Origin of the sequence: Pedobacter sp. AJM, assembly GCF_002197755.1 — a bacterium.
GTDB lineage: Bacteria > Bacteroidota > Bacteroidia > Sphingobacteriales > Sphingobacteriaceae > Pedobacter.
This window is the reverse complement of the sequence record NZ_NHOT01000003.1, coordinates 435,897-461,922: the sequence shown is the minus strand read 5'-3', so window position 1 is coordinate 461,922 and position 26,026 is coordinate 435,897. Positions and strand designations below refer to the sequence as shown.

The window sequence follows — 26,026 nt, the reverse complement described above, 5'->3', positions numbered from 1 at the left end:
GAACAACAATCGGTTTTAGAATTAGCAAAGTTCTGCCAATTTATAGGCTTTTAAAATTGAAGTTACTGTTTCAGCAATCTGTTAAGTTCATTTTGTTTGATGGTTAAAATCGTTCCATGTCTTAATCCTTTTGGTAAAGCAATCTGATCGGAAACATCCTTCCAGTTTTTTAAATCAGATGATAAGACAGCGCCATACTGATGATCGCGGTATTTATCAAAATACACCAGCCAATTTTTTCCCAGCTTTAGTGCGGTAGGCCCTTCGGCCCAGTAATTTCCGGTAATTGCCTCGCCCGCCCTTGAATAGGGGCCTGTAAGCTGATCTGCATAAGCCACTTTAATGTTTTTCTGCACCGGTTCAGGCGTTTCATCTTTTAAAAACATTACAAATCTTCCCTGATCATTTATAATGGATGCATCAATGACATTAAACCCAGGATCATAAAGCAGTTTGGTTTCAGAAAAAGTTTTAAAATCTTTCGTGGTGGTATAATATATTCTATGGTTATAGGCATCTTCCCTGGCAGAAGCCGTCTCCGTAAATTTTCCGGTTACAGTAGATGCCCAGTAGATCATATAGTTTTTCGTGTCGCTGTCATACGTAATTTCTGGTGCCCAGGTATTTCTGGCACCTTCTTCTTTCATCATGACCGGGATAAATTGTTGTTCACTCCAATGGATAAGATCTTTTGAACTGGCATAACCAATTCCCTTATCTTTCCAGCTTACCGTCCACACCATATGGAATAATCCATCTGCACCACGAATGATACAAGGGTCTCTCATTAACTTATCTTTACTTACGGCAGGTTTTAAAAAAGATGAATCATTCTTCAAAGCGGTCCATTGATAGGCATTATGGCTATAGGCCAGGTGCAAACCATCCTGGCCGTTATTTTTAAAATAGGCGAACAGGTAAACCTCTTTTTTTGATTGTGCCTGAACATTATAAAGTGTGCAGAAGAGTAGTATTGTGATATAAAATAATCTTCTCATCTGTTAAAACAGCTGCTGGTTATTTAAAATAACATTGACTTTTAGTGTTTGGTCAGATCTGCTCGTATCATAAATAGTTTGGACCTCAACCTGGTGAGGAATGGCGAATATAGAAAAGGTAATCGTGATGCTATTGTCATTCATTTTTGATTATTTTAATTCAAGAACCACTACCGATTTTGCAGGCAATTCTACTTTAAGCATATTTCCTGATTTTTTAGCACCGTTAAATTTTGCATTTATAACTTTATCGGCCGCCGTAAAGGTATTCACATCCGTTAGCTGCGCTGAAGTTAGGATTTGTCCGGTTACAGTTTTCCATTTCAAATTACCCAGATTGGTGTTTAACGAGATTTTATTTTTTGGATCCAGGTTAACCAGTGAAATATGAACGGCGCCGGTAGAATCCTGCGAAGCAGAAACATTCAAGGCCGCCATTTTTTTATCGCCTAAGGTATAATCTGGACTAGTAAATTGAATTGGCAGGTACTTTGCATCCATATGTACTTTATATAAATCAAATACATGGTAGGTAGGCGTGAGCAGCATTTTGTCTTTTTCGGTTAGAATCAGTGCCTGCAATACATTTACAGTTTGGGCCAGGTTAGCCATCTTCACCCGGTCTGAATGGTTGTTGAAAATGTTCAGGGTGGTACCCGCTACGAGGGCATCGCGCAAGCTATTTTGCTGGTAGAGAAATCCAGGGTTTGTACCGGGTTCTACATCCGTCCAGATTCCCCATTCGTCTACCACCAGGGCCACCTTCTTTTTCGGATCGTACTTATCCATAATGGCGGCATGTTTACTGACAATTTCTTCCATGCGTAAACAATTTTTCATGGTATTGAAGTATTGTTCCTCATCAAATTTTGTTGCAGAGCCTTTGGCATTCCAGTTTCCTGTAGGTAGGGTATAGTAGTGAAGGGTAAGTCCCCACATTCTGCCCGCACCTATATTTTTCATGCAGGTTTCTGTCCAGTTGTAATCTTCAGCATTGGCGCCACTGGCGATGCGCTTTAAGGGCGCCCCGGGATAATCCCTGGCATAGGTTGCATATCTTTTATATAAATCACTGTAATAATCCGCTGTCATGTTACCACCGCATCCCCAGCTTTCATTTCCAACGCCCCAGAAGGCTACTTTCCAGGGTTTTTCCATTCCATTTTGTTTGCGGATGGCTGTCATCGGGCTCACGCCGTCAAAATTTAAATATTCAACCCATTTGGCCATTTCTTCTACCGTTCCGCTGCCTACATTACCGGCGATATAAGGTTCACAATTTAGCATTTTGCAGAGATCCAGAAACTCATGGGTACCGAAACTATTGTCTTCCGTTACGCCACCCCAGTTGGTATTGACCATTTTCGGGCGTTGATTTCTGGGGCCAATGCCATCTCTCCAATGGTATTCATCGGCAAAGCAGCCACCAGGCCACCGCAAATTAGGCACTTTAATTTTTTTTAAAGCTTCAACCACATCCAGTCTGATTCTGCCTTTATTCGGAATGGTAGAATTCTCATCCACCCAGAAACCATCATAAATACACCGGCCTAAATGTTCAGAGAAATGACCGTAAATATGCCTGCTCACGGTTTGATCACCCGCCGGCTTAATGCTGAGCAGGGTTTCTGTTTGTGCACCGGAAAACATAGCACTGCAAAGCAATGCTATGGAGAGAAGTGTCTTTTTCATATGATATTTGGTTAGGATGATTAATTAAACGGAATCTTGAAAACGTTGAATGAGTAGGGTTTCAGGTTGGTAATGAGTTTCTTATCTCTAATTTTTATCGCTGATATTTTAGGGCTAACGGCTTCAGGATCAGTGAAAGAATTGAGCTGGTTTAGATTGGTACTGGCCATTTCTTCTACGGTACCTTTATTTTTCAAATTTCTTTTTCCTTCCAGATCAAAATCTATCATCTTTGGCTGACCAGAGCTATTTGAAACTTTAATGATCAGTTCTTTTTTCTTTGAGTCTATCACAGATGAAGCGTAAAGTCCGTCCTGGCCGGTGATGTTTTTTCCATCCAGGGTAATGGCAACTACATCCGTACCTTTGTTGGTGGAAAAAAGCTTCTGCACATAATAATCCGGTGTGCCGTAAGACCTGAGATTATCCACCCAAATCATGTCAGGTGCCCATTGCCAGGCATCAATATGCGCAAAAAGTGGGGCATAAGAGGCCATCTGAACCACATCGGCATTTCTTTCCAGGCCAGTCATCAATGATGCAGATGCCAGTGCACTTTGCCAGTTATTGCGGTTGCTGCCCACATAATCCTGATTGGCGTGAACAGCGTATTCTCCTACAAAAACTTTGGTTTCGTTTCTTGGATAATTGTCATAGCGGCCTGCATTTTTCAAAAACCAATCTGCCGGGCGATAATAGTGTTCATCAATAAAATCAGCTTTGTTTTTTCTTAAGGTTGTATTGAGCAAATCAAAACGATCACCTTCAGGATCTGTTCCTGAACTGTTAATGATTTTGAAATCAGGGTATTTTGCTTTGATGGCTTTGGTGAAGATGGCTAATCGCTCCAGGTACTGTGGCCCCCAGTTTTCGTTTCCAACGCCCATCATTTTAAGGTTAAAAGGTTTCGGGTGACCCAGGTCAGCTCTTTTCTTTCCCCATTTGGTATTTACATCACCATTGGCAAATTCAATCAGGTCTAGCGCGTCCTGTACATAAGGATCCAGCTCATCCAGCGCTGCCACCTCGCCCGAATTAAACTGGCAGGCCATACCACAATTTAAAATGGGCAGGGCATCTGAGCCAATATCTTCTGCCAGCTGGAAATATTCAAAGAAACCCAAACCAAAACTCTGAAAATAGTCAGGAGCGGCACGGTTTGCAAATTCAGTGTTCCAGCGGTTGATGATCATTTTCCGGTCTTCGATGGGGCCGATGGTATTTTTCCATTGATAGCGGTTAGTAAGGTCTGTTCCTTCTACAATACAGCCTCCCGGAAAGCGGATAAATCCAGGCTTCATATCGGCCAAAAGCTGTACCATATCCGAGCGCAAACCTTGCGGACGGCTTTTCCAGGTATCATCCGGAAACAGGGAAATCATATCTAAATCGATCTTACCTTTTCCTTCAAAAGTAATGGCGAATTTTCCTTTTGGATCTGTTTGGGTGGCGGTAAAACTTGCAGCTTGTTTTTGCCATTCGGCACCACTATTTGCCGGAGTCATTTCGCCTTCGCCAATGACTTCATTATTAGCGCCTAAAAGCTGCAGGCGCAACTTTACACCAGGTGTCATTTGGCGATACATCACAGAGAAATGATACTTAAGCCCCTTCTTCACGCCTATGCCTTTAAAACCTTCATTCGTGATTCCAAAAACACCACCCTCATTGTTGATTTGAATATACCGTGGATTGGCGGAATTAACTTCTTTCCGGTTGACAACCAGAATCTCTCCTTCGTTCGCTTTTTTGCGTTGAACGGTCCAGCCCATTAGTGGTTTGGTAAATTCAAATGATCTGTTCTTAATGAGTTCGGCATAAATACCCCCATCAGCACCAAAATTGATGTCTTCGAAAAAGACACCCCACATATTAGGCTGAACTTTTGCTATAGGCTGATCAACCTTAACTTTAACCATGGTGGTGGTTTGTGCTTTTGAGGTTTGCGGAATGGTTATGATACTGAATGACGCGGAAATGCAGGTATATAGAATGCTTTTTAATGTGATACTTAATTTCATTGGGTTTAATATCTGGTCTGTTCTAAATGTAAAAGTAAAATATTTAGGATAATAAACGTTATGTATACGATTATTTTCTGTAATAATTGTACTGGATAATGATTCAAACAGGCATGATTTCGGGACGGGTATTGCAGCCAAAGCTATTGTAAAGTTTTTAAACTGCAGCAATCGGCCAGATGGTTTGCCTTCAGGTATCCCGGAATAAACAGGATACCACAGGATACGAATGATGAATGAATGCTTTAAGTTTGAAAAAGAAGGTGCTCAAATGATTTGCATCAGGAATTCTAGGTTATCAACATGTAAATTTGGGTATATTTTTTACTGATGTTTATATTAAAGCCTGCTGCGAAAACCGATAACCTAAATATAAGAATCATTATGCTTAATAAAACAGGTTGCTTTTTACTGGCCTTTATCTTCTTTTTTACCGTGAATACGCTTGCACAACGCCAGATGGAAAATTTAGGACGTGGATTAGTTGCGGTGAGGAAAAGTGCCAATGCTGTTTTCGTCAGCTGGCGGATTTTAGGAACCGATCCGGATGACATTGCCTTTAATCTTTATGCCAAATCAGGAAATGAAACAGAGCAAAAACTAAATCCCCATCCATTAAGCCAGGGCACCAACTTTACTGATATGAATGTGAATACCGGTTCAGACCGACATTATGTTGTAAAACCGATCATTAAAGGACTTGAACAAAGCGCAAGCCAGGCATTTACCCTGGCTGCTAACACACCTGTTCGGCAATATTTAACTGTCCCGTTAAAAACCCCTGCAGGTTATACGCCTAATGATGCATCTGTTGGCGACCTGGATGGTGATGGTGAATATGAAATCATCTTGCACCAAACAGGTCGTAGCCGCGACAATGCTTCGGATGGATTTACAGACCCCCCGATTTTTCAGGCCTATAAATTAGACGGTACATTTTTATGGGAAATTAACCTGGGTAAAAACATTCGCGAAGGTGCACATTATACCCAGTTTATGGTCTACGATTTAGATGGCGATGGCCTTGCAGAATTTGCCTGTAAAACTGCAGATGGAACAGTAGACGGAAAAGGAAGAGTAATTGGTGATGCCAACAAAGATTACCGCAACCCTGAGGGTAAAATACTGGATGGTCCCGAATATTTCACCATCTTCAGCGGCAAAACAGGAGCAGCTTTGGCTACAACTCCCTACATTCCTGGGCGGGGCAATATTGGTGCCTGGGGTGGCAAAGGCGGAAATGGAAAAAATGATCACTCCGGTAACAGGGTAGACCGGTTTACGGCTTGCATTGCCTATTTAGATGGTATTCATCCCAGTGTGGTGATGGGGCGTGGTTATTATGGCAGAATAGTATTGGCAGCATGGGACTGGCGAAATGGAAAATTAAGCTCAAGGTGGGTTTTTGATACGAAAAACGGAGCAAATCCTTATTCTGGAATGGGAAATCACAACCTGACAGTTGCAGACGTAGATCATGATGGAAAAGATGAAATCGTATTCGGTGCTATGTGTGTTGATGACAATGGCAAAGGTTTATATACCACTGGTTTAAGACATGGGGATGCGATGCATGTTACTGATCTTGACCCTGAACGGCCCGGACTGGAGGTTTTTGGTGTGCATGAAATTGAAGAAGGTACAAAAGGTCCGGGGGCCGCACTTTATGATGCCCAAACTGGCGAAATTTTATGGCATGGAGCTGATGATGAGGATGTGGGCAGAGGCGTGGCCGATAACATTGACAATAGCCGTACGGGTGCACAAATGTGGTGGACGGGTTCAAACGGCTTGTTTGATATTAAGGGAAACAGGATTGGTGAGGAACCAAAATCAGCCAATTTTTTAATTTATTGGGATGCCGATCTTTCGCGCGAACTTTTAGATGGAAACCACATTGATAAGTATAACTATGGAAGGCTTTTAACTGCTGATGGTGCACTGGCCAATAACGGCACTAAGGCTACGCCGGTACTGAGTGCAGATATCCTCGGCGACTGGCGTGAGGAACTGATCCTTCGCGCTGCCGACAATCAAAGCCTTCGGATTTACACCACAATCATTCCAACTGAATACCGGAATTATACCTTAATGCATGATCCACAATACCGTTTGAGTATTGCCTGGCAAAATGTAGGCTATAACCAGCCACCACATACAGGGTTTTATTTCGGTCATGGAATGAAAATGGCGCCAAAACCTCATGTCGTATTGGTAGATCCTAAAAAGTAATATGCGTTTATTTTTACTTTTAGAATGGCTTAACCTGAATAAATAAGATCAAATGAAATTAACAACCTTAAAATTACTTTTTACGGCTGCCATTCTAATGGTTTCAGCTGCTTTTATCAAACCAGTTGAGCCTAGCTTGCATATGATCGGCGATTCTACCGTTCGGAATCTGAACCGGGAAACCTGGGGTTGGGGCACACCAATCGCCGCACTTTTCGATACCATAAAAATCCATGTGGAAAATAATGCCATGGCCGGAAGAAGTACCAGGACTTATTTATCTGAAGGAAGATGGGATAAGGTTTTAGAGAGCCTGAAGCCGGGAGATTTTGTAACCATGCAATTTGGTCACAACGATGGAAGCATCCCCGATACTACAAAAGCAGGTAGAAGAGGTGTTTTAAAAGGCACAGGCGAAGAGACAAAAATATTGACCTGGCCAGATGGAAAGGCAGAAACTGTGCACACCTATGGCTGGTACATTCGCAAATTTATTCGCGATACAAAAGCCAAAGGAGCAATACCCATTGTGGTTTCCATGATCCCCAGAAATGAATTTAAAAACGGAAAGGTGCTTCGTGCCGATCAGGATTTTGGGAAATGGGCCGCAACAGTGGCACAAGAGGAAAACGCTTACTTTATAGATCTGAATAAAATCGTGGCAGATCAATATGATGCCCTGGGACCGGAAAAAGTAAAATCTTTTTTTCCTGGCGACCATACCCATACCAATCTGGAAGGGGCTAAATTAAATGCGCAATCAGTAGTAAAAGGGATTAAAGCATTAAAAAAATGTACATTGAAAAATTATCTTTTATAGCAAGCAGCACGCTTATAAATCTGCACCCTTATAAAACAAAACTCTATCATCATTCCAGAAAAGAAAAATTACATCAATGAAATCAAACAAAACATCCTCATGCTTCATCTTATTGGCTGCCAGCATCATCATTTCTTCCTGTATCACGTTAAAACAACCGGAAAAGCCAACGCTATTTTTAATTGGTGATTCTACTGTGAAAAACGGAAAGGGGAAAGGAGATGGTGATTTGTGGGGCTGGGGAAGTTTTATCAGTGATTTTTTTGATACGGATAAAATTAATGTAGAAAATGATGCCCTTGGCGGAACAAGCAGCAGAACCTTCCAAACCAATGGTTTATGGGCACCTGTGCTAGCCAAAATTAAGAAAGGTGATGTTGTGATGATGCAGTTTGGGCACAATGACAGCAGTCCGCTTGACGATACGGCACGAGCCCGCGGAACCATTAAAGGGATTGGAATGGAAAGCAAAAATATCTACAATCCCATAAAGCAAAAGCAAGAAGTGGTGTATACTTATGGGTGGTACCTGCGTAAATTTATTGATGATATTAAGGCAAAAGGGGCTATCGCAATAATATGTTCTGCTATCCCAAGGAATCCGTTAAGAGATGGAAAAGTGGTATTGGTTAATGATCTATATGCGGATTGGGCACAAGAGGTGGCTCATGCAGAAAAGATCGGTTTTATTCCTTTAAATCAATTGATCAAGGATAAATACGCAAAATTATCAGCAACGCAAGTGCAAATGTTTTTCACAGAAAAAGACCATACCCATACCAATGAGGAAGGCGCAAAATTAAATGCATCCCTGGTTGCTGAAGGTGTTGGGACGCTCAAATTAAATCAGTTAAAAAGGTATTTGAAATGATTCGTTTTGTTGAGCCACCAAACCTGATAGATAAAATGAAAACCATATTAAAACTGGCAAAGCTCTGAGCTGCTTCTAACCTTATTCATCGCATCGCAAATATTTTACAGAAGCCATAAACCCAATTTAAACGTTTCTAACAGGATCATTCTTCTTAAGCAGGACACTACAGGTTGCCCGGTTGTATTTTTAATCCTATAATAGTGGCTTTAACCAGATATACCGAATGCTTTTGCATTTATTTCGCTTAAAAATTATGCAAATAAAAAGATTTTTATCCTTGAAGTGGTTTATTGCAGCATTTTGCTTCATCTCTATATATTCAATAGCGGCTTCTGCGCAAACCATTTCACTACAGGGAAAGTGGAGGTTTAAAACAGATGCCGGTGATGAAGGCATCCTGGCAAAATGGTATTCATCAACCTTACCGGAATCGATTAATTTGCCTGGTTCGATGGCCGAAAACCTTAAAGGAGATGATATTACTTTAAAAACAAAATGGACAGGAAGTATTTACGACAGCTCTTATTTTTTCCATCCCCGGTTGGAGAAATATCGCCAACCCGGAAACATCAAAATTCCATTTTGGCTTACACCGGCTAAGCATTATACCGGTGCTGCCTGGTACCAAAAAGATGTAGACATTCCGGCAAACTGGAAAGGTAAACGAGTGATTTTATCACTGGAATATCCACACTCAGAAACCCATGTATGGCTGGATGATGAGGAAATCGGCACACAATATACTTTTGTGGTGGCGCAAAATTTTGAACTTCCGGCTCACCTTAAGCCAGGCAAACATACCCTTACACTTTTAATTGATAATCGAATCAAAGCCATTAACGTAGGGCAGGACTCGCATAGCCTCACGGATCATACACAGGGTAACTGGAATGGCGTAGTAGGCAAAATGTTTCTGCAGGCTGGCTCACCGGTTTATTTTGAGGACATCCAGGTTTATCCTGATCTGAAGAACAAAGCTGTAAAAGTTAAGATCGAGCTAAAATCCGGAAATAAGCTTGCTTCAAATGGTCAAATCACCTTATCAGCCAAAAGTTTCAACACTAAAAATATCCTTAAGGTAAAGTCGGTTACGGTGCCTTATCATCTCAAAAACGGAACTGAGTTACTGGAAATTGACTTACCCATGGGCAATAAAATCGCAACATGGGATGAATTTGATCCTGCACTATACCGCTTGACTGCGACATTGCTCGCTGATGACGGTAAAAGAGATGAAAAACAAATTCAATTCGGGATGCGTGAATTCAAAGCTGTAGGTAGAAATTTTGAAATCAATGGTCGCCCGGTTTTTTTGCGTGGAACCGTAAACAACTGCGAATTTCCGCTCACGGGTTACCCATCCATGGATGTGGCAGCCTGGGAGAGAATTTTTAAAATTTCGAAAGCACATGGATTAAACCATATGCGTTTTCATTCCTGGTGCCCGCCCGAAGCTGCTTTTATTGCGGCAGATTTAACAGGCTTTTATTTGCAGCCTGAAGGGCCAAGCTGGGCCAATCATGGTACCGCTATTGGTGAAGGAAAGCCTATTGATCAGTTCATTTATGATGAAACCAACCGGATGACCAAGAACTATGGCAATTATGCTTCTTTTTGTATGATGGCTTACGGCAACGAACCTCGGGGCCGGCAGGTAGAATACTTAACTAAATTCAATAACTACTGGAAGGCGAAAGATTCACGCCGACTATATACCGGTGCTTCGGTTGGCGGAAGCTGGCCCATCATTCCAAACAATGAATTTATGGTTAGGGCGGGGGCAAGGGGTTTAGACTGGGCTAAAAAGCCGGAAAGCATGGCTACTTATGCCAAACAGATTGAACAATTTACCGTTCCGTTTGTGGCACATGAAATGGGACAGTACTGTGCGTTCCCGAATTTTGAAGAAATAAAAAAATATACCGGCGTTTACCGGGCGAAGAACTTTGAAATGTTTCAGGAAGATTTAGCCGATCATGATATGGCCAATCAGGCAAAGGATTTCTTAATGGCTTCGGGCAAATTGCAGGCACTGTGTTATAAAAATGAAATCGAGAAAGCGTTGAGAACCCCTAATTACAACGGCTACCAATTATTATCATTAAATGATTATCCCGGACAGGGAACGGCTTTAGTTGGAGTATTGGATGCTTTTTGGGATGAAAAGGGATACATTACGGCAAAAGCTTTTAAACGTTTTTCAAACAGTACGGTTCCGTTACTGAAGGTTCCGCAGTTCGTCTATACCAATGCAGAAAGTTTGGATGCGGCCGTAGAAGTGGCTCATTTCGGCAAGGTACCTTTGGTAAATACAAACATTTTATGGACCATTAAAAACGACGCGGGTGCTGTTTTGGACAAAGGGAAATTTGGCAGAAAGACATTAGCCATTGGCAACTGCATTCAGGTAGGCGATATCCATTTTCCATTAAAAGCCATTCAAAAGGCCACGCATATTAACCTGGAGGTATCTATTGAAGGTACTGAATTTGCCAACGACTGGAATTTCTGGATTTATCCGGTCACACTTCCGCAATTGAAAACCAATGTCTATTATACAGACGAATTGGATGAAAAGGCCAGGGAAATACTGGACGAAGGCGGAAATGTATTTTTAAATGCGGCAGGCAAAGTGGTAAAAGGGAAGGAAGTGGTTCAAACTTTCCTGCCAGTTTTCTGGAATACTTCCTGGTTTAAGATGCGTCCACCGCATACTTTGGGTATTCTTTGCGATCCTAAACATCCGGCTTTTGAAAACTTCCCTACTGAAAATCACAGTGATATGCAATGGTGGGAAATTGTAAATAAGGCACAGGTGATGAACCTTGAAGATTTTCCTTCAGGATTCAGGCCGATTATCCAGCCAATCGATACTTGGTTTTTAAACCGGAGGTTAGCCTTAGTAATGGAAGCGAAAGTAGGCAAGGGGAAGCTTATGGTTTCCAGTGCAAACCTATCACCTGATTTAAAAGATGTACCTGCAGCCCAACAATTGTATTTTAGCTTGCAGCAATACATGATGTCAGATAAATTTAACCCAAAATATGAAGTTGCCTTTGAGAAGGTGAAAGACATTTTTGAAAGTCCATCCAAAATTCAGTTTGATACTTTTACAAAGGATAGTCCCGATGAATTAAAGCCAAAATCAAAAACAAATTAAAATAAGAAATGACATTGCAGAAAATGAATCAGCCTTAAGCCTGAAGTAAAAAGGCGCGAAAGATTCCATTGCATTGAAAACACTAACCAATATATTGACATGAAGAAATTTATATGCTGCTTTGCCTTACTGATGGGCTTATCCTGTCAGCTCATTTTTGCGCAGAAACTGCCCAAAAAGAAAGCCATTTTGAAAGCCCTGAAATCTACCAATGCTTACTTTATGCATAAGTGGCCTGATGCCGGTAAATCAATCATCACCAATAAGGAAAGACCCAGTAATCTATGGACAAGGGCGGTTTATTACGAAGGTTTAATGGCTTTGTATCAGATTTATCCTGATCAAATTTATTATGATTATGCCGTTCAATGGGGTGATAAACATCAATGGGGATTGAGGGATGGCGTTAAAACCCGCGATGCCGATAACCAGGCCTGCGGACAAACCTATATTGATCTGTACAACATCGATAAAAAACCGGAACGCATCAGAGACATTAAAGCCTCAATGGATTTGATGATTTTATCAAATAAGGTGAAAGACTGGACCTGGATTGATGCTTTGCAAATGGCCATGCCGGTATTTGCAAAATTAGGTAAAGTTTATAATGACACGGCTTACTATGAACACATGTACAAAATGTATCTCCACAGCAAAAACGTAGAAGGTGGTGGTTTGTACCATGCAAAAGATGGACTCTGGTGGCGGGATAAGGATTTTGTCCCACCGTATAAAGAACCAAATGGGGCAAACTGCTACTGGTCGCGTGGAAACGGCTGGGTAGTGGCAGCCCTGGTTCGGGTGTTGGAAACGATGCCTAAAGATGCCATTGGCTATGCGGAATATTTAAAAACCTATCACGAAATGATTAAAGCTTTGGTGCCTTTGCAACGTGCTGATGGTTTCTGGAATGTAAGTCTGCATGATCCCAATCATTTTGGCGGAAAGGAAACATCTGGCACAGCTTTATTTACTTATGGCATGGCCTGGGGGGTAAATCAGGGTATTTTAGATCAAGAAACTTATCTGCCCGTGATTACCAAAGCCTGGAATGCCATGGCGAAAGATGCCGTTCATCCAAATGGAGTTTTGGGCTATGTACAGGGAACAGGAAAAGAACCAAAAGACGGACAACCGGTAAACTTCACCCATACACCTGATTTTGAGGATTACGGTTTAGGTTGCTTCCTGTTGGCGGGCACCGAAGTTTATAAAATAAAAAAATAAAGTAAGCCTGTAAAATTCCAAAATAATCACCATGTTGAATAAATTTTTTACCCTTTTATTGATGTTTTTGTCGACTGTTGTTTTTGGACAAACCATCGGCGATTACAAAAATGCATTTAAAAGGCAGGGTAATTCGATATCCATGAACATGACCAATGGTGTGGTTAAACTTGATTTATGTACACCAGGAATGTTCAGGATCAGAACCAGCTGGAATGGAAAGTTTGAGCCTAATGAAAACCTGATGGTCATTAAATACGATTGGGAAAATGTGAGCACTAAAGTAGTAGAGCAGAAAGATCATTTCTTATTGACTACTGCCAAGTTGAAAATCAGGATCAATAAAAGTCCGTTTAAGATAGATGTTTCTGATTTAAAAGGAAAAATACTTATAGCTGAAAGTGGTGGTTCAATGGTTAAAAACAATACGGAGGTTGGTGTAACCAAAAACCTTCAGGCTGATGAGCATTTCTTTGGTTTTGGGGAACGCATGGATTTCATGGATCACCGCTTCAAAAAACTGACCTTAAATGTTGGGCGTGGAAAAGGTTTGCCACATGCCATCGGGGCCTATAATATTTTAGAAGCCAACTATTGCCCGATACCATTTTTGATGAGTACCAAGGGTTATGGCATTTTTATGCACAATTCTTTTGCCACCACCTGGGATATGGGCGCCACAAATAAAAATCAATATACATTTAACGCAGCTGATGGCGAACTGGATTATTACTTTATTTATGGACCAACCTTTCCGGCTATCTTAAATGCTTATACCGCCATAACCGGAAAATCACCGATGTTGCCGCAGTTTGCCTTAGGCCTGCATGCTGGTACATATAGTGGTGGTACTTGGGGGCATGAAGAAAAAACATCCGATCAATATGTGATTGAACTGGCCAAAAAGTACAGGTTATTAGGTATTCCGGTCGATTTACTCTGGCTGGATTCTACCTGGAGGTTGTTCGGGGAAACCGGCGGTAAAGGAGCTACTTCTTTTGAGTGGAGGGAAACTTTTAAAAATCCCAAAGGAATGTTCGACAGCCTCTATGCCATGAATTATAAAATGGTAGGCTTACACCTTCGTCCGCGGTTTGATAATGCAAAAAAGTTAAATTTACTTGATCAGGCCCGGGCCAAAGGTTATACCTATCCGGAGCATGGAAAGCCCGGGGAGTTTGTGAACTTCTTTGATGAAAAGGCAACGCAATGGTGGTGGGAAAACGGCGTGATGCGTGTGGCTAATTTAGGTGCAAAATTTCTTAAAACAGATGAAGGGAGTGCTTTTGGCGCTTTGGCCAATGAAAGCGAAAAGGTTGGGCCTGTAGGACAGGATGCTGAACGCTTGCATAATGTTTTTCCGATAGCTTATGCTAAGGCACCCTTTTTGGAATTTGAAAAATTTAATGGTTTCAGGGGGCTAAACCAAACCCGCGAAGGTTATTCCGGTATCCAGCGTTACCCTTACATTTTTGCCGGCGACTGGCCAAGTGAGTGGCAGTATTTTGCGCCTGTAATTAAAGCCGGTTTAAATGTTGGTCTTTCAGGCGTAGGTTTATGGGCACATTGTATGGGTGGATTTGAGCACCAGGCCGATCCAGAGCTATATATCCGCTGGGTACAGTTTGGCATGTTTAGTCCGATTGCATTGGTTTTTGGAATGGATCATCCGGGTTATAAAGAACCCTGGAATTATGGTGAAGATGCCCTGAGGAATTTTAAAAAGTATGATCTTTTGCGTTACCGTTTATTCCCGTACTTGTACACCAGCATGCACCAGCAATACGAAACAGGTTTACCCATGATGCGGGCTTTGGTGCTGAGTGACCAGGATGATGAAAATGTATATGAAATCGGCGATCAGTATATGTTGGGCGATCACTTGATGGTGGCACCGGTAACTACCAAAGGTGCCATTACCAGATCCGTATACCTGCCGGAAGGAACATGGTTTAATTATTGGACAGGAGAAAAGTATGAAGGCAAAAGCTATCATCACGTAGTGGCACCATTAGATACCATACCGCTTTTTGTGAAGGCAGGCGCTATTATTCCCATGCAGCCGGAAATGATTTATACTGGTGAAAAGCCTGTTGATGTGATGACTCTAGATGTTTTTCCTCATGGCGAATCGAACTATAAATTTTACGAGGATGATAACCTAAGCGCAAAATATAAAACCGGAAATTTTGCCCTAACCAAAATTACTTCTTCATTAAATGATAATGCTTTGGTTTTGAAAATAGCAAAGCCCTCCGGAACATTTAAATCTGCAGCACACCGTTACCTGGCCAAAATCCACTGGAATAATAATATGGCCCCAAAGGCAGTTTCTGAAAATGCCAGGAATGTGGATGCGGTAAAAAACGCAGGTCAGCTGGATGAAAGCGCAGGATGGTATTATGATCAAAAAAATAAAATCCTTTGGATCAAATCAATTGGCAATAATGAAGAGGATATTGTCCTGAAGATAAATTAAGTTAAACCTTTTAGATAGAGGATTCACCTTACGGAATTTAGATAAATAGAAATGAAAATTGCATTCAAAATGAAACTGAAATCCGGTTTTGCGGATGAATATAAAAAACGCCATGATGAAATCTGGCCTGAATTGTCTGCATTATTAAAAGAAAACGGAGTAAGTGATTATTCTATCTTTTTAGATGAAGAAACCAATACCTTATTTGCAGTACAGCGGCAGAACGGAAATTCATCACAAGACCTTGGAAGCACGGCTATTGTTCAGAAATGGTGGGCTTACATGGCAGATATCATGGAAACGAATCCGGATCACTCGCCCATATCGCAGCCCTTAACCATGGTATTTCACCTCGACTAAGTCTGATAAAATGAAAAGATTCTTTACATTACTTTTGGCTGCCATTACCTTTTTAACAAATGTGAAAGCACAATTGCCTGCAAAAAAAATGGTGGGCTGGCCTAAAGTGGAAAAGCAGATGAAGCCATGGACCAGGTGGTGGTGGATGGGAAATGCCGTTGATAACCAGAATCTTGATGATGTTTTAAAAGCATATGCTGCAGCTGGTTTAGGCGGGGTAGAAATCACGCCCATTTACGGTGCCGTGGGTTTCGAAAAAAAGTACCTCCAATTTCTTTCACCCGCCTGGATAGATGCCTTGCATTACACAGTAAAACAAGCAAATCTGCTTGGAATGGGCGTAGATATGAATACCGGAACAGGATGGCCCTTTGGCGGACCCCAAATTAAACCGGAATATGCCGCAAGCAAACTGATTATTCAGGATTATAAACTGAATGCTGGTGAGCAACTGCCTGGACCCATAAAGGTAAAGGAAGAAAAGCAGAATTTTGCCCGCTTACAAGCCTTAACAGCTTATGGTCCCAATGGTGAAACAGAAAACCTGCTTCCTTTTCTTCAAAAAGATAATACGTTATCCTGGTCGCCAAAGTCAGGCGTGTGGAATATTGATGCTGCTTTTTCTGGAAAAACAAGGCAATTGGTTAAGCGTGCTGCTCCGGGCGGAGAGGGTTTTACACTCGATCACCTGGATCGGAAATCTGTTGATGTATATCTGAAGCGATTCACGGAAGCTTTCCATCATCAACCACAAGGCATCAGGTCTTTTTTCAATGATAGCTATGAAGTGTATGGCGCCAACTGGACCCTGGATTTTTTTAGTGAATTTAAAAAAAACAGGGGTTACGCACTTGAAAAACACCTTAAGGAGCTTGCAGGCAAGGATAGTACAGATGAAAATATCGCCCGTTTAAAATCAGATTACCGGGAAACAATGGACGAGCTGTTGCTCAATAACTTTACTAAAAACTGGACCAATTGGGCACATGGCTTAAAATCAATGACTAAAAATCAATCGCACGGTTCACCGGGTAATCTGCTTGATCTTTATGGTGCCGTGGATATTCCTGAAACGGAAACCTTTGGTTCAAGTCACTTCGATATTCCGGGTTTGCGCAGAGATGCTGCCGATATCAGAAATGTAGATCCTGACCCGGTGATGAGTAAATTTGCGGCCTCAGCAGCGCATACCAATGGCAAAACACTGGTGTCTTCTGAAACGTTTACCTGGCTGACTGAGCATTTTAAAACCTCCTATTCACAGTGTAAACCCGAGGCCGAGCAACTATTTTTATCAGGTGTTAATCATATCTTCTACCATGGTACCACGAACTCTCCAAAAGATATAGCCTGGCCGGGATGGTTGTTTTATGCCTCTGTGGAAATGAATCCCAATAATAGTTTGTGGCCGCATGCCAATGGGCTTAATCAATACATTGCCCGGTGTCAATCCATCCTGCAATCTGGAAAACCCGATAATGAATTATTGATTTACTGGCCAGTTTATGATGTATGGAATAAGGCGAAGGGTTTGGATATGCCACTGAAAGTACACGATGTAGATGAATGGTTGCATCCAACCGCTTTTTACCAACTGGCTAAAGACCTCTCGAAAACTGGTTATGCATACGATTTTGCTTCTGACCGGGTGTTAATTCGAACAAAGGCCACTGGCCACTTGCTGCAAACTTCAGAAAATGCATCCCCTTATAAAGTACTCATCATTCCGGAAAGTAAACTGATGAACCTCGAAACTTTGAATCATATTATTCAATTGGCAAATAAAGGTGCAACGGTTATTTTTCAGCAATTGCCAACAGATGTTCCGGGGTTGAATGACCTGGAAAACAGAAGAGCGAAGCTGAAATTGGCATTGGCCAGCTTGAACTTTCAAGCAGATGGAAATGGCCTTTCAAGCTTTAAAACCGGAAAAGGAGAAATGATTTTAGCTCAGGATGTGAAGCGGGCACTGTTACAATGCCACATTAACCGTGAAACACTGACAGATACAGGTTTGAAATTCATCCGGCGAAAAAATAACAGCGATACTTATTATTACCTGGTGAACCATACGGCAAAAGACATAGACACTGATTTGCGAGTTAATACAGTGGGTGAGGTGGTGATCATGGATCCGCAAAGCGGATCAATTGGTTCGGGTACCATGAAAGGCAATCAGGTTCGGGTGCAGATCAAATCGGGGCAATCGCTTTTCCTGAATATTTCAGCCAGGCATACTCAAAATTTAACCTGGAACTATCTTGATCAAGCGGGGAAACCTATTTTGATCACCCAGCCATGGACACTGCATTTTACGACGGGTGGACCAGTACTTCCGGAAGATCAAACATTGAATAAATTAATCTCCTGGACAGACTTAAAAGACCCTGAACTTGCCGTGTTCTCCGGAACAGGTTTGTACACCAGTCATTTTAATTTATCATCGAAAACGGCTAAAGAATATGTGCTCAGCCTTGGGCAGGTAAATGAAAGTGCAAAAGTATGGATCAATGAAAAGGAAGTCGGGATATTGTGGAGCATTCCATTTGAAGCCCGTATTGGTCAGTATTTAAAAGCAGGAAATAATACCATTAAAATTGAAGTGGTAAACCTGATGGCTAACCGGATAAGGGATATGGATATCAGGAAAATTCCATGGCGCAATTATCATGAAATCAACTTCGTAAACATTGATTACAAACCTTTTGACGCTTCGAACTGGTCTGTAATGCCTTCCGGTTTAATCGGTCCGGTGATGATTACACCCTATCCATAAGTTAAGGTTATTTTTTAAATATGATGAAATCTTTATACATACTTGCCTTGCTTACTGCTTTTTTACGTCCGGTAAAGGCGCAGCAATATAATATTTTGCATTACGGTGTAAGGTCAGATAGTACGGTCATTCAAACCCGGGCGATTCAAAAAGTAATTGATAAAGCCTTTGCAAAAGGTGGTGGGGTGATTGTTATCCCCAAAGGAACTTATTTAACCGGGGCATTGTTTTTTAAGCAAAAAACCAGTTTAGTGTTGCAGGAAGGGGCGGTGTTAAAAGGTTCGGATGAGATAAAGGATTATCCATTTATTCCTTCCCGAATGGAAGGGCAGAGTTTGGATTATTATGCAGCCCTGATCAATGCCTATGGTGTAGATGGATTTAGCATAAAAGGGCCCGGTACCATCAATGGCAATGGATTGAAGTTTTGGAAAACCTTTTGGGCACATCGGGAGGAAATGAAAAAATTGGGTAAAACGTCAAATAATCTCGAAGTCAGCCGACCAAGGTTAATCTTTATCTGGAAGAGCGATCATGTTAAAATTCAACAGGTACAGTTGCGCAATTCGGGTTTCTGGACAACCCATCTGTACCAGTGCAATGACGTATTGGTGGAAGATACCAACATTCAATCGCCTTTTAAACCCGTTCCTGCACCCAGTTCTGATGGTATAGATCTCGATGTTTGTAAGCGTGTTACAATCAGGAATTGCTACATCTCCGTAAATGATGATGCCATTGTGATTAAGGGTGGAAAAGGTCCTACGGCACATCAGTTGCCACAAAATGGAATAGTAGAGGATGTGCTGATTGAAAACTGCAGGTTTGGTCCTTCACATGCCACGCTGACCATTGGGAGCGAGTGCATCCATGCCAAAAACATTACAATGAAAAATTGTGTGGTGGAAAATAATTGTCCCATCTTAAAATTTAAAATGCGTGGAGATACCTTCCAGGTATTTGAAAATATCACTATCGATCACATCACAGGAACTTGTGGTTCAGTGATTGATTTAAACTCCTGGAGTCAGTTTTTTGATTTAGGAGCAACTGAAGCAAAACCCTTTGGCATTATTAAAAACATTAAAGTCTCCAATATCAAAGTGAAGAGCACAAAGTTTGGAGTAATGCAGGGTAATCCACTGGATCAGGTATCGGATTTTAGCTTCATAAATGTTGAGGTCACCACTTCAAATCCGGTGCTTAAGAATAAGTATGAAGACGTGCAATTTGAAAATGTGATGGTGAATGGAAAAGCGATAGTTCATTAAATGCGAAGTATCTAATAGTCAGAGCGTATCAAGAATGCTATCGGTTGATGTCTCACCAACCGAAAAAAAATGATTAACACATTCAAACTGGTTGGTGAGACACCAACCAGTAGATGAAAAATAGTCATGGCGTATCAAGAATGCTATCGTTTGGTGTCTCACTAACCGAAAAAATTGATTAATACATTTAAACTGGTTGGTGAGACACCAACCAGTAGATGAAAAATAGTCAGAGCGTATCAAGAATGCTATCGGTTGATGTCTCACTAACCGAAAAAAAATGATTAATACATTTAAACTGGTTGGCGAGACACCAACCAGTAGATGAAAAATAGTCAGAGCGTATCAAGAATGCTATCGGTTGATGTCTCACCAACCGAAAAAAAATGATTAATACATTCAAACTGGTTGGTGAGACACCAACCAGTAGATGAAGTCTGAGTATTAACCCGCATTTCAAATCAATAATACTCCCTATCAACTAAACAAAGTGTATTTGAATTACCAGCCCGGATTTTGCATGGCCTGCTTTTCCGCAGGGCTTAGTGCACTTCCGTTGTTTTTAATCACATCCAGAAACGACTGCGGAACCGGCCTTAAATAATGTTTACCTTCAATCGGTTTCGCTTCACTGTTAAATGCAGCTGTTCGGGCCACCAATGTTTTGGTACGGGCCAGATCTTCCCATCGCTGAAGCTCACCCATTAATTCTCTCGATCGTTCATTTAATACGAAGGCAATAAATTTATCGCTCTGAGCAATTGCCCCGATTTTATCAAAAAAATCTCTGTTAGAATTAAAGATATCTCCATCACTGTTTAAGTGCATGGAAGTTAAGGTACTGGCAGAGGTAACCGGAATGTTATTCGATTCAAAATAGGTGTTTTTATCTGAATAGGATGAAAGGGCTGTAGCATTTGTAGCCGGATTTGTTTTATATGAAATGCCTCCGTCAACATAACTCTCCCGGTTTTCACCATCTTTATAAGCAGCGCGGTCTCTTACTTTATTTAAATAAGGAAGGGCTTGTGCATACTGGCCCAACCGTCCGTAAGCTTCCGCTGCAATGAGATAGGTTTCGGCTAAACGGGCCAGAATACCATCCCGCTGTCCAAATTGAGAAGCCACCAGATTCCTGGATCCATCCATAAATTTAGATAAAGCTACAAACTGGCTCACACCGTAGTTGCCATGTGCATTTAAATAGCTCTGTGGCTGGCCCGCAAAATACCGCACAAACATACTTGGTTTGCGTCGACCAATGTCAGTTGGAAGCGGGTTATTGGCATTGGCAACAAGTGGAGTGTATCGTGTATCACCAGCATCATTCACAATATACAAAACAGCTTCTTCTCCTCCGGCAAATTTAGCCTGGCCCACCTGGGCAGGCGTAGGTGCTGTTGCAGCGGTCCATTTTGGTGCACTCGCCGGATTATTGGATACATATCTTGTTTTAAAGCTTTTCCAGAATCTGGAATCATTTACCCGGTCAAAAACATCCAAAGCATAATCTGTAGATTTTAATCGCTGAAATTCACGTCCACCAGCAAGGTCACGTACCATGCCCGGAAGTGTTTGATACACGGACGGATAATATAAATGGATCTGATTGCCATAACGGCCCTGCGTGGTAATGTTATTGGAAAATTGCGCAGCCAAAATCACTTCCCTGTTGGTTTCATTGGCTCCATCCACCGTAGTGAAGTTCCATAAATCACTGAAATTCGTGGCAAGTGTATAACTACCACTGTTGATCACCAGGTCGGCATATTTAATGGCATTTTGTAAATCGGCTGTTTTGGTGTCGCTGTTCCAGGCATTGTTAATTTCACTGGCACGGAAAAGGTATGCTTTTGCTAAAAAATGTGCGGCTGCCCCTTTTGAAATTCTGCCGGTTTCCGTAACGGTGGCAGGCAACAGATCATAGGCTTTTGTAAAATCCAGTATAATCTGGGCATAAACATCTTTTGCCGGGCTTCTAGTAAATTCTTCCTGAATAACTTCAGAAGGTTCAAGTTTTAAGGGCACTGCACCAAACTGTTTAACAAGTTTGAAATAATCAAAGGCACGCATAAAATAGCCTTCACCCAAACGGGTATTTTTATTGGCACCGTCGTAGTAAACCGGCACATTTTTAATAACAATATTAGCCGAGTTGATGCTGCCATACATATTATCCCAAACGGCTGCCACATCGCCGGAAAGGGAGTTGAAATTTCCATCGTAAGAGTTAAACATTTGTTCTGTGCGGTCTCCGCCAACCGTAAATTCATCTACACCATAATTGGTGGTGGTGTAAGCCCAGGTATAGTTGAAATGAAACTTTAAACTCTGGTACATCCCGATCACTAAGCCATCAAGGCCTAATGCGGTTTGAAAATCGGAGGTATTGTGTGAATTGATGACCTCTTCATCTAAAAAGCTTTTTTTGCAGGAGGTTGGTAAAATCATTAACCCGCTTAACAGGGCCATTCCTGATAATATATTGATAATCTTTTTCATGTTATTTTGGTTAGAAGCTAGCATTAATGCCGAAAACAAATCCTCTGTTAAAAGTAGAACCCCCTAAATCCGGATCAATCCATTTCACTTTTGAATAAATTAAACCCGGATTAATGGCCTGTGCATAAATCCTTAACCGGGATAAGGTTAATTTTTTAGCCATCTCTGATGCAAAGTTATAACCCAGCGAGATATTCCTGATTTTAATAAAGGAAGCATCCTGATAGTTTAAGGCACTTACATATTGATCTCCGCTGGCACTGGCATAATTGGGTGCCGGATAAGCATTTGTGGGGTTAGTTGGCGTCCAGTAATCTACAACCCTTTGTGCGAAACGGCCCTGAAGTGCTTCTGCTCCGGTTTGAATCAGGAAATTATAACGTGCAACAATAAAAATGGATAGGTCAAATTGCTTGTAGCCAAAGGTATTGGTTAAACCACCCGTCCAGCTTGGATTGTAATGGCCCAAAATCTGACGGTCATTGTTGGCATCTATTTTATAATCGCCATTTAAATCTTTAACCTTAATGCTTCCGGGACTAAACGTAACTCCATTTTGTTTATATTTCGCAATTTCGGCCAAATCTTCCGGCGTATTCTGCCAGATGCCTTCTTTCACAAAATCATAGGCCACGCCATTTCTTTGCCCGATAAAGAAACGATCAATAACCATATCGCCATTGTCTAACTTAACAATTTCATCTTTACTGGTAGAGAAATTCAGTGTAGATTCCCAGGTGAAATCTTTGGTTTTGATATTCACGGTATTTAAGGTCAAATCAAGACCTTTGTTTTTGGTTGAACCAATATTATCGTAAGAAGTAGTATAACCATTAACAGAGGCGATTTTTTTGAGTAGGATAAGGTCTGTGGTTTTAGATTTATAAATATCCAATGATCCGCTGATTCTTCCTTTTAAGATATCAAAATCCAAACCTAAATTGTATTGTAAGGTTTTTTCCCAGCTTAACAATTTATTTGGTAATGGAATCGGGTTGGCCAATGAGGCATCTGATGAAACGTAGCCGGTTTGGGCTGAACTGCCATAAGTATAAGTTAAGGGTTGTAACAATCCGAGGGTGCTGCCAATATCTACTGATGAGTTGCCGGTGCTACCTACGCCCAATCTCAGTTTTAATTGATCTACCCATTTAATATTTTTCATGAAATCTTCCTGCTCCAGTCTCCAGGCCAATGCCGCTGAAGGGAAGAAATCCCATTTGTTTCCTGCCGCGAGTTGCGATGCGCCATCCCAGCGTGCTGATGCCGTTAACAGGTATTTGCTGTTGAAACTGTAGTTGGCTCTGGCCATGTATGAAACCAGAGTTGATTTTCTTAAGTTGGTGTCAAAGGCATCTAAGCCTGTAATGTTTCCGGTATTTAAACCATACCAAAGTGAATTGGGTAAGGAGATCTTGCTTCCGGTTAAAGAGGAAGATTCTTCACGGAAGGAGGAGGAACTTTGTAATAAGGTTACGCCGAAATTGTGCTTATTAATGGTTTTATCATAATATAACAAGTGATCCAAGGTGTAGGCAAACCGATTGCTCTGATTTAGCTGCGCATAGTTGTTGATGGATCCCGGTACACCAGCATCACGATTAACCGACTTGGCGTCCTGAAACCTGCCATTGTAAAAATTCGAAAAATCAGGACCAAAATTGATGCGGTATTTTAAGCCCTTCAATAAATTAACCTCAGCAAAAACAGAGCCCAGCGTTCTTAAAGTTTTACGAAGGTTGATGTTGTAATCGGCTTCTAAAACTGGATTCTGGATGTTAATGTCTCCGCCAGGCAAATTAATTCTGTTGCCATTGGCATCAAATGGAATAGTTAATGGAAGCATGCCGCGTGCGGCGGCATAAATATTTCCTGCCCCTGATGCACTGGCGGCCTGGAAGCCATAGTTTTGTAAACCATAGGTTGCAGTAAGATTTGCACCCATTCTAAACCACTTTATCGGGTTTATTTCGACACTTAGTTTGCCGCTGTATCTTTCAAAATCCTGCCCCAGTTGCGTACCAGTTTGATTTAAGTAACCAAAAGATCCATAAGCTTTAATTTTATCTGTGCCACCACTTACACTCAATACATGATCTTGTGTAACGCCAGTTCGGGTTACCAGATCGCCCCAATCGGTTGTGGGCACTAAACTGCCATCAAACACGCCATTTACCCAGCCTTTATCCAGATTGGTCAGCATATTGGGATCTTGTTTGAAAATCTCTCTATCGGCAGCCTGGGTTGCAATCACCGGATAGGCATAAATGGGTTGTATATTGGTGCCGTTTATGGAGTTTAAATATGCCGTGCGGCGATAAGCATCGCGGCGAAATTCAATGTACTCACCAGAATTCATCATGTCCATTCGGTCATTCAGGGTTTCGATGGTTGCGGTACCTACATAATCCAATGTTAACCTTCCGGCTTTACCTTTTTTGGTCGTCACTAAAACTACACCGTTGGCACCACGCGATCCATAAATTGCTGTTGCTGATGCATCCTTCAGGATATCAATCGTTTCAATATCATTCGGATTAATTGCATCTATGCCACCTGCTTGTAAAGGAATTCCATCCACCACATATAAAGGAGAATTGCTGGCCGTTAGTGATCTCACACCACGAATCAGGATGCTTCCCAATTGCCCCGGACGCTCATTCGAAGTAATATCAACACCTGCAGCCTTACCTTGAATGGCTTGCAAAGCGTTGGTTACCGGTCTGGATCTGATTTCTTCTGCGCCAACACTTACCACCGCTCCGGTTAAATCACTTTTCTTCACCGTGTTGTAACCTACCACTACAATTTCTTCCAGGTCATTAATAGCACTTTTAATCTGAATGGTCATATTTGCCTGGCCGTTTACCGGAACTTCCTGAGTGGTATATCCCACATATGATATCACCAGAACAGGGTTGGAAGTGCCTGAAGGGATGGTAATGGAGAATGCACCATTTGCATCGGTTGTGGTAACTAAAGTGGTATTTTTGAGCTTAACGATTACGCCTACCAGCGTGGCACCCTTATCATCAGTGATTTTTCCTTTTACTGGATCATCGAAATTCTTCCCTTTTTTAATGGTGAGCGATTCCGTTTTATAGGTGATGGCTGCCTGCGCCGAATTGCCCGTTATCATCAGCGAAAGGGCAGAGATTCCCATAATCAGGAATTTTTTACTTCCAGACATATTTTGCCGGTAATGTGGCTTTGAATGTAAAGTGAAATACATAATTTTTAATTATTGGTTAGATATATTTAGTTAGTATGGTATTTTTTTTTCTGGCTAGGCTAAGTTTAAGCCTGCCTGAATCATGTAGTGAAAATTATTTCAGCCATAAAACCATTAAGAATCATGGCTATCCCTGATCAATTTTTCTTTGTAAATTAATTGTGATAAAAGATTTCCGATACTGATTTTTAAGGCAGGAAATAGTCTTGGTCTGGTTGTTTTTCTTTTTTTGAGATCAGGCAACTCATTTTGAATTGATTTCAATACAAAATTGTTTCATAACCACTTATCATTGGTTTTTTTAGCGTTTAGAATATATCTGGTTAATTGTAGTTACGAGGTTATGACTTTTATTTTGTTAACCCATCCTGATCTATCCTGC

Annotated in this window: 14 protein-coding genes; 9 read left to right on the top strand and 5 right to left on the bottom strand. The window is 41.4% G+C overall.

Going from position 1 to position 26,026, the window contains the following annotated elements; genetic code table 11:
• Nucleotides 1-62: 62 nt before the first annotated feature.
• The 3 genes from CBW18_RS07720 to CBW18_RS07710 form a co-directional block, all read right to left on the bottom strand.
• Complete coding sequence (locus CBW18_RS07720; protein WP_088300719.1) at nucleotides 63-998, bottom strand: glycoside hydrolase family 43 protein; 936 nt, start codon at nucleotides 996-998, stop codon at nucleotides 63-65.
• A gap of 150 nt (nucleotides 999-1,148) precedes the next feature.
• Nucleotides 1,149-2,690 (bottom strand): alpha-N-arabinofuranosidase, encoded by a 1,542-nt coding sequence (locus CBW18_RS07715; RefSeq protein ID WP_088300717.1) that lies wholly within the window; start codon nucleotides 2,688-2,690, stop codon nucleotides 1,149-1,151.
• Nucleotides 2,691-2,710: 20 nt separating this feature from the next.
• The gene (locus CBW18_RS07710) at nucleotides 2,711-4,711 is read right to left on the bottom strand and encodes an alpha-L-arabinofuranosidase C-terminal domain-containing protein (RefSeq protein ID WP_088300715.1); all 2,001 of its coding nucleotides are present in this window, start codon (nucleotides 4,709-4,711) and stop codon (nucleotides 2,711-2,713) included.
• Between the two features lie 384 nt (nucleotides 4,712-5,095).
• Here CBW18_RS07710 and CBW18_RS07705 point away from each other — a divergent pair, with 384 nt between their 5' ends.
• From CBW18_RS07705 to CBW18_RS07665, 9 genes are all read left to right on the top strand, one after another.
• Nucleotides 5,096-6,943 carry a rhamnogalacturonan lyase gene (locus CBW18_RS07705; RefSeq protein WP_088301332.1) on the top strand — a complete coding sequence of 616 codons (1,848 nt, stop codon included), beginning with the start codon at nucleotides 5,096-5,098 and terminating at the stop codon, nucleotides 6,941-6,943.
• A gap of 52 nt (nucleotides 6,944-6,995) precedes the next feature.
• Nucleotides 6,996-7,763 (top strand): rhamnogalacturonan acetylesterase, encoded by a 768-nt coding sequence (locus tag CBW18_RS07700; RefSeq protein ID WP_088300714.1) that lies wholly within the window; start codon nucleotides 6,996-6,998, stop codon nucleotides 7,761-7,763.
• A 76-nt stretch (nucleotides 7,764-7,839) separates the two neighbouring features.
• On the top strand, nucleotides 7,840-8,634 hold the full coding sequence (locus CBW18_RS07695; protein ID WP_088300712.1) for a rhamnogalacturonan acetylesterase: 795 nt from the start codon (nucleotides 7,840-7,842) through the stop codon (nucleotides 8,632-8,634).
• Nucleotides 8,635-8,890: 256 nt separating this feature from the next.
• On the top strand, nucleotides 8,891-11,797 hold the full coding sequence (locus tag CBW18_RS07690; protein WP_088300710.1) for a sugar-binding domain-containing protein: 2,907 nt from the start codon (nucleotides 8,891-8,893) through the stop codon (nucleotides 11,795-11,797).
• A 99-nt stretch (nucleotides 11,798-11,896) separates the two neighbouring features.
• Nucleotides 11,897-13,024 carry a glycoside hydrolase family 88 protein gene (locus CBW18_RS07685; protein ID WP_088300709.1) on the top strand — a complete coding sequence of 376 codons (1,128 nt, stop codon included), beginning with the start codon at nucleotides 11,897-11,899 and terminating at the stop codon, nucleotides 13,022-13,024.
• Between the two features lie 31 nt (nucleotides 13,025-13,055).
• The gene (locus tag CBW18_RS07680) at nucleotides 13,056-15,503 is read left to right on the top strand and encodes a glycoside hydrolase family 31 protein (RefSeq protein ID WP_088300707.1); all 2,448 of its coding nucleotides are present in this window, start codon (nucleotides 13,056-13,058) and stop codon (nucleotides 15,501-15,503) included.
• 51 nt (nucleotides 15,504-15,554) lie between these two features.
• A complete protein-coding gene (gene rhaM / locus CBW18_RS07675; RefSeq protein ID WP_088300706.1) occupies nucleotides 15,555-15,863 on the top strand; it encodes an L-rhamnose mutarotase in 309 nt (102 codons plus the stop codon).
• A gap of 10 nt (nucleotides 15,864-15,873) precedes the next feature.
• Entirely contained in the window at nucleotides 15,874-18,639 is a 2,766-nt protein-coding gene (locus CBW18_RS07670) for a glycosyl hydrolase (RefSeq protein WP_088300705.1), read from the top strand.
• Nucleotides 18,640-18,659: 20 nt separating this feature from the next.
• A complete protein-coding gene (locus tag CBW18_RS07665) occupies nucleotides 18,660-19,910 on the top strand; it encodes a glycoside hydrolase family 28 protein (RefSeq protein WP_253248988.1) in 1,251 nt (416 codons plus the stop codon).
• Between the two features lie 501 nt (nucleotides 19,911-20,411).
• Here the strand turns inward: CBW18_RS07665 and CBW18_RS07660 are convergent.
• Nucleotides 20,412-22,412 (bottom strand): RagB/SusD family nutrient uptake outer membrane protein, encoded by a 2,001-nt coding sequence (locus CBW18_RS07660; protein WP_088301331.1) that lies wholly within the window; start codon nucleotides 22,410-22,412, stop codon nucleotides 20,412-20,414.
• 10 nt (nucleotides 22,413-22,422) lie between these two features.
• Nucleotides 22,423-25,602 (bottom strand): TonB-dependent receptor, encoded by a 3,180-nt coding sequence (locus tag CBW18_RS07655; protein WP_172406470.1) that lies wholly within the window; start codon nucleotides 25,600-25,602, stop codon nucleotides 22,423-22,425.
• Nucleotides 25,603-26,026: the final 424 nt, after the last annotated feature.